Raw genomic sequence first — 4,761 nt, 5'->3', positions numbered from 1 at the left:
TCGAAGTCTGGAAACAACCCCGCGTCCCCGACAGCGGCGCCGCCTACGTAGCCGTCACCGTCGAACCCGTCGTCTGATCAACTGATCTTCTGATCAACTGATTCTCTGATCAACCAGGCACGGATTCCCACGAAAGTGGTTGGGAAGCAAGAAAACTATACAGACCGTAGCGTCCGGCATGCATATCTTCACGCATGCCGGGCGTTGCGGTCTTTTCATTTTCGCCAGCACTGCCCGTGATCTCGAAATATGTTGCACCACAATGCACAATTACGGGCACAATCGTGACATCACTGCCTAGGATACGAATACTCTTGCAACAGAATGCAATTCTTGACATTTGACGGCGCGCTGGGAAGCATCGGAACCGCCGCCACTAAAGAAGGACATCCGCATGGCACTCTTTCCCAAACCTGCCGAAGGAAGCTGGACCCAGCACTATCCGGACGTCGGAACCGGGCCGGTGTCCTATCAGGACTGCATCTCGCCCGAGTTCTACGAAGCCGAACGCGAAGCAGTTTTCAAGCAGGCGTGGCTCAACGTCGGGCGCGTCGAGGACGTCGCCGACAAAGGTCGCTATTTCACCAAGGAAATCGAGGTCGCCAATACCTCCCTCATCATCGTGCGCGACCTGGAGGGGCAGGTTCGCGCCTTCCACAACATCTGTCGTCACCGCGGAAACAAGTTGGTGTGGAACGAGATTCCCAGTGCGGAAACCAGCGGCTCGTGCCGCGCCTTCACCTGCAAGTACCACGCGTGGCGTTACTCGCTCGACGGGTCTTTGACCTTTGTGCAGCAGGAGGGCGAGTTCTTCGACTTGGACAAGGCCGATTACGGATTGGTCCCGGTGCACTGTGATGTCTGGGCAGGGTTCATCTTCGTAAATCTTGCCAAGGAACCGCCCACCACTCTCACCGAATTCCTCGGTCCGATGATCACCGATCTAGCGGGGTATCCGTTCGAGGAGATGCCCGAGCGCTACGATTTCAGCGCCGACATCGACTGCAACTGGAAGGTCTTCCTGGACGCATTCCAGGAGTACTACCACGTCCCGTCGCTGCATACCCAGGAAGCAACACCCGACGCCAGACCCCAGATGATGAAGGGTTTCGAGGCGCCGCACTACCAACTCGACGGACCCCATCGCATGGTGTCCACGTCCAGCGTTCCGCGTCGACTGTGGCCGGCCAATTTTCAGTACCCGATCGAAATGGAAACGCGCAGCGGCTTGTTCGGACCATGGAACGAACCCGATCTCGGGGACGAGCTGCCTGGAACCAACCCTGGGCACATCAAGGCATGGGCGGCCGACAACTTTCAGATCTTCCCCAACCTCGAGATCCTGATCTGGGCCAGCGGGTGGTACCTCGTCTACCGTTACTGGCCCACGTCACACAACACGCACCGGTTCGAGGGCACACTCTTCTTCCCGCCGGCCAAAACCGCCAGCGACCGCGCTGCGCAGGAATGCGCCGTCGTCATGTTCAAGGAATTCGCTCTGCAGGACGCCGGCACCCTCGTCGGAACTCAGCAGGGTCTCGACGCTCTGGGCAGCTCGAGCGACTTCCCGCTCAACGACCAGGAACTCCTCGTCCGACATTTCCACAAGTCCGTTGCCGACTGGGTCGCGAACTACCAAGGCTCCGGGGTGAACGCATGACGGCAATCAATCCTCTGCTCCCTGAGGAATTCTCGGAACTCGAAGGTTTTGCGGCCGCGTGGAGTCTCGAAACGGAGGCCGAACGCTGGAATATGCGGATGACAAGCAGCATGGCAACCATGCAGGCGTTTTACGACGCCGGCTTCCCCGTACTTCAAGACGCTCTTGCCTACTGCGACAAGTTTCCGCTCGACGATCTCCCCGACGACGCGCGCAATCTGCTCCGCCTGGTGCACTCCGTCATCATGGTCGCGATGTGCGTCGAAATCTGGCATCAACCCAAGGTGGTGGACGGCGGCGACGCCGTCCTGAACCGCCTCACCGAACCATCCTTCTGAAAATTCCCACTGTTCGAAATGACCCACTGACTCAGGTGAGCAGCCCCTCACCTCAAGAATCGAGACATACGCGCGAGCGATGTCGCGGGAAACGGTGTAGCCATGACCGACTACGAGACCAAGAACTTCTTCAAGGACGACGATCTTGTCGTGGACCCGTATCCGTACTTCGAGGCGATGCGCGGCGAATGCCCCGTCAAGCGCGAACCGCACCACGATGTAGTCATGGTGACCGGGTACGAGGAAGCCGTGGAGGTGCTGCAGGACAGCGTGACATTCTCGTCGTGCACGTCGGTTACCGGTCCGTTTCCGGGTTTCCCGGTCCCGCTCGAAGGCGACGACGTCTCGGAATTGATCGAACTGCACCGCCACAAGCTCCCGATGAACGATCAGCTACCGACACTCGATCCCCCGGTACACACCGACCACCGCGCGCTGCTCATGCGATTGATCACTCCCAAGCGCCTCAAGGAGAACGAGGACTGGATGTGGACCCTCGCAGATCAGTTGCTGGACAAGGCACTCGAGGGCGGCGAAGGTGAATTCATCAGCGAGTTCGCGCTGCCGTATGCGTTGTTGGCCATCGCCGATCTGCTCGGTGTTCCCGAGGACGATCGGAACAATTTTGTTCGCAATCTCGGACAACCGCACGGCGGTGGCGGCGGCGGCGTCGGAAGCACCGGCGACGACACGATGGCACACACCCCGATGGAGTTCCTGTACGCACAGTTCACCGCCTACGTCGAGGACCGTCGCCGCGAACCACGTGACGACGTCATGACCGGTTTGGCCACAGCGACGTTCCCGGACGGCTCGACCCCCGATGTCGCAGACGTCGTACATGTTGCTGCCAACCTCTTCTCGGCCGGCCAGGAAACCACGGTCCGCCTGCTCAGCTCCGCACTGAAGATTCTTGCCGAAGAGCCGGAGCTCCAAGCACTTCTACGCAAGGAACGCGACCGCATTCCCAACTTCATCGAAGAGACACTGCGGATCGAAAGCCCGATCAAGGGCGATTTCAGGCTCTCTCGAGTTCCCACAACCATTGGCGGAGTGGATATCCCGGCGGGTACCACGGTAATGTTGGTCAACGGCGCCGCCAATCGCGATCCGCGTCAGTTCCCGGATGCTGCGACGTTCGACATCGATCGACCCAATTCCCGGACACACATCGCCTTCGGCCGCGGCATTCACAGCTGCCCCGGTGCTCCACTCGCACGTACGGAAGCCCGGATTTGCCTCGAGCGCCTTCTGGACCGAACCACGGACATCAGAATTTCGGAAAGCGTTCACGGAACTGCGGATAACCGTAATTTCCAGTATGTTCCGACGTTCATCCTCCGCGGTCTCACCAACCTGAATCTCGAGTACACGCTCGCCGAGGGGGAAGGCCGATGAAGGTTTCGGTCGACCCGGACGGGTGCAAGGGACACGGCGTCTGCCTCACCATCGCCCCTGAGGTCTTCACTCTCACCGACGACGGTTACGCCGAGGCGATTGCCGACGAGGTTCCGGCAGGCTCGGAAGGTGCAGTTCGCGACGCTGTCTCGAACTGCCCTGAGCGCGCAATCACCTTGACCTGAGATCACTTTCAACCATCAATCACGTCTACCAGGAGTACGCAATGCCCAAGGGATATGTCATCTTGACCGAAGCCGTCAAGGACGAAGCCGGCATGAATGCCTATGGCCGAGCGTCTGCGCCCTCATTGGCAAAGGGCGGCGCCACAGTTCTGTCGGTCGAGACGACGCCTCGCGTACTCGAGGGCGATTGGCACGGCGACCGGACCGTTGTACTCGAGTTCGCATCGGTCGAGGCGGCTCGCACTTGGTACGAATCCGACGAGTACCAGGAGGCAAAGGTGCTGCGCGAGAATGCTGCCGAGACCAACGCCGTGATCCTGTCGGGATTCGAGATGCCGAGTCGCCGTGGGTGATGTCGACCTCTAACGGGTCGAGCAGACCCTGAATCTCACGCGGTGTTCGTTTGTCGAACACCGCGTGTTTTTTGTGTGTAGACCGACCGAACCCGGCCGACGTTGACGACTGGTGAGGACTGTGGAAATATTGCGCTCAGTTAAAGAGAATGTGATTCTCAAAGATGAGATCGAAAATATTGCAGCTTTCGATGACAGCAAAGGAAACGAACGTCTGATGCGGCTATCTCCGTTACCCGAAGCAGATTGGGACGACCAGGTTCGCTTGTCGTTGCGCGGAATGCTGCCCCGTGAGCGGCAGAACCCGGAAGGTGCCGGACCGGCCCTGTCCACCTTGGTGAATCACCCCGAGTTGACCAGGGACTTCCTCATCTTCAGCACGCGAATGCTGTACCGCAACAGCCTTCCGCCCCGCCTGCGCGAACTGGCGATCCTGAGGGTTGCAACGCGCCGAAACTGCGCTTACGAGAAGACCCATCACATCATCATCGCCCAGGAAGAAGCAGGCTTGACGCTGGCCGAGGTCGAATCGGCCATGCGCGGCGAAGCCCTCGTCGAACCCGACATCACAGTGCTGCGCGCCGTCGAAGAACTCGAAGTCGATTCGATCGTCTCCGACGAGACCTGGGCTGCACTCAGCGAGTATTTCGACAAACGACAACTGATGGATTTTGTCTTCACTGTCGGCTGCTATGGCCTGATGGCCATGGCCTTCAACTCATTTGGCATCGAGCCAGACCACGAAAGCGAGTAGACCGTGCCACACTTCGCCAAACCGGCCGCGGGAAGCTGGACCGAACAGTATCCCCACCTCGGCACCGCACCCG

The 4,761-nt window shown here is 59.4% G+C and carries 6 protein-coding genes; all 6 read left to right on the top strand.

Going from position 1 to position 4,761, the window contains the following annotated elements:
* The first annotated feature begins 394 nt into the window (after positions 1-394).
* Positions 395-1,660 carry an aromatic ring-hydroxylating oxygenase subunit alpha gene (locus V2B23_RS30675; RefSeq protein ID WP_430953663.1) on the top strand — a complete coding sequence of 422 codons (1,266 nt, stop codon included), beginning with the start codon at positions 395-397 and terminating at the stop codon, positions 1,658-1,660.
* Positions 1,657-1,998, top strand: coding sequence for a hypothetical protein (locus tag V2B23_RS30670; protein ID WP_430953662.1), 342 nt, complete (start codon positions 1,657-1,659; stop codon positions 1,996-1,998). The genes V2B23_RS30675 and V2B23_RS30670 overlap by 4 nt, the downstream gene beginning before the upstream one ends.
* A gap of 102 nt (positions 1,999-2,100) precedes the next feature.
* On the top strand, positions 2,101-3,396 hold the full coding sequence (locus V2B23_RS30665; RefSeq protein WP_430953661.1) for a cytochrome P450: 1,296 nt from the start codon (positions 2,101-2,103) through the stop codon (positions 3,394-3,396).
* Positions 3,393-3,581 (top strand): ferredoxin, encoded by a 189-nt coding sequence (locus tag V2B23_RS30660; RefSeq protein ID WP_092803479.1) that lies wholly within the window; start codon positions 3,393-3,395, stop codon positions 3,579-3,581. The genes V2B23_RS30665 and V2B23_RS30660 overlap by 4 nt, the downstream gene beginning before the upstream one ends.
* 41 nt (positions 3,582-3,622) lie before the next feature.
* Complete coding sequence (locus V2B23_RS30655; protein ID WP_138870304.1) at positions 3,623-3,934, top strand: DUF1330 domain-containing protein; 312 nt, start codon at positions 3,623-3,625, stop codon at positions 3,932-3,934.
* Positions 3,935-4,151: 217 nt separating this feature from the next.
* Entirely contained in the window at positions 4,152-4,688 is a 537-nt protein-coding gene (locus V2B23_RS30650) for a carboxymuconolactone decarboxylase family protein (RefSeq protein WP_430953664.1), read from the top strand.
* Positions 4,689-4,761: the final 73 nt, after the last annotated feature.

Source organism: Rhodococcus sp. 24CO (genome assembly GCF_050586165.1).
Classification (GTDB): Bacteria; Actinomycetota; Actinomycetes; order Mycobacteriales; family Mycobacteriaceae; genus Rhodococcus_F.
Note: the sequence above shows the minus strand (reverse complement) of the source record. Positions and strands in the feature narration are given on the sequence as shown.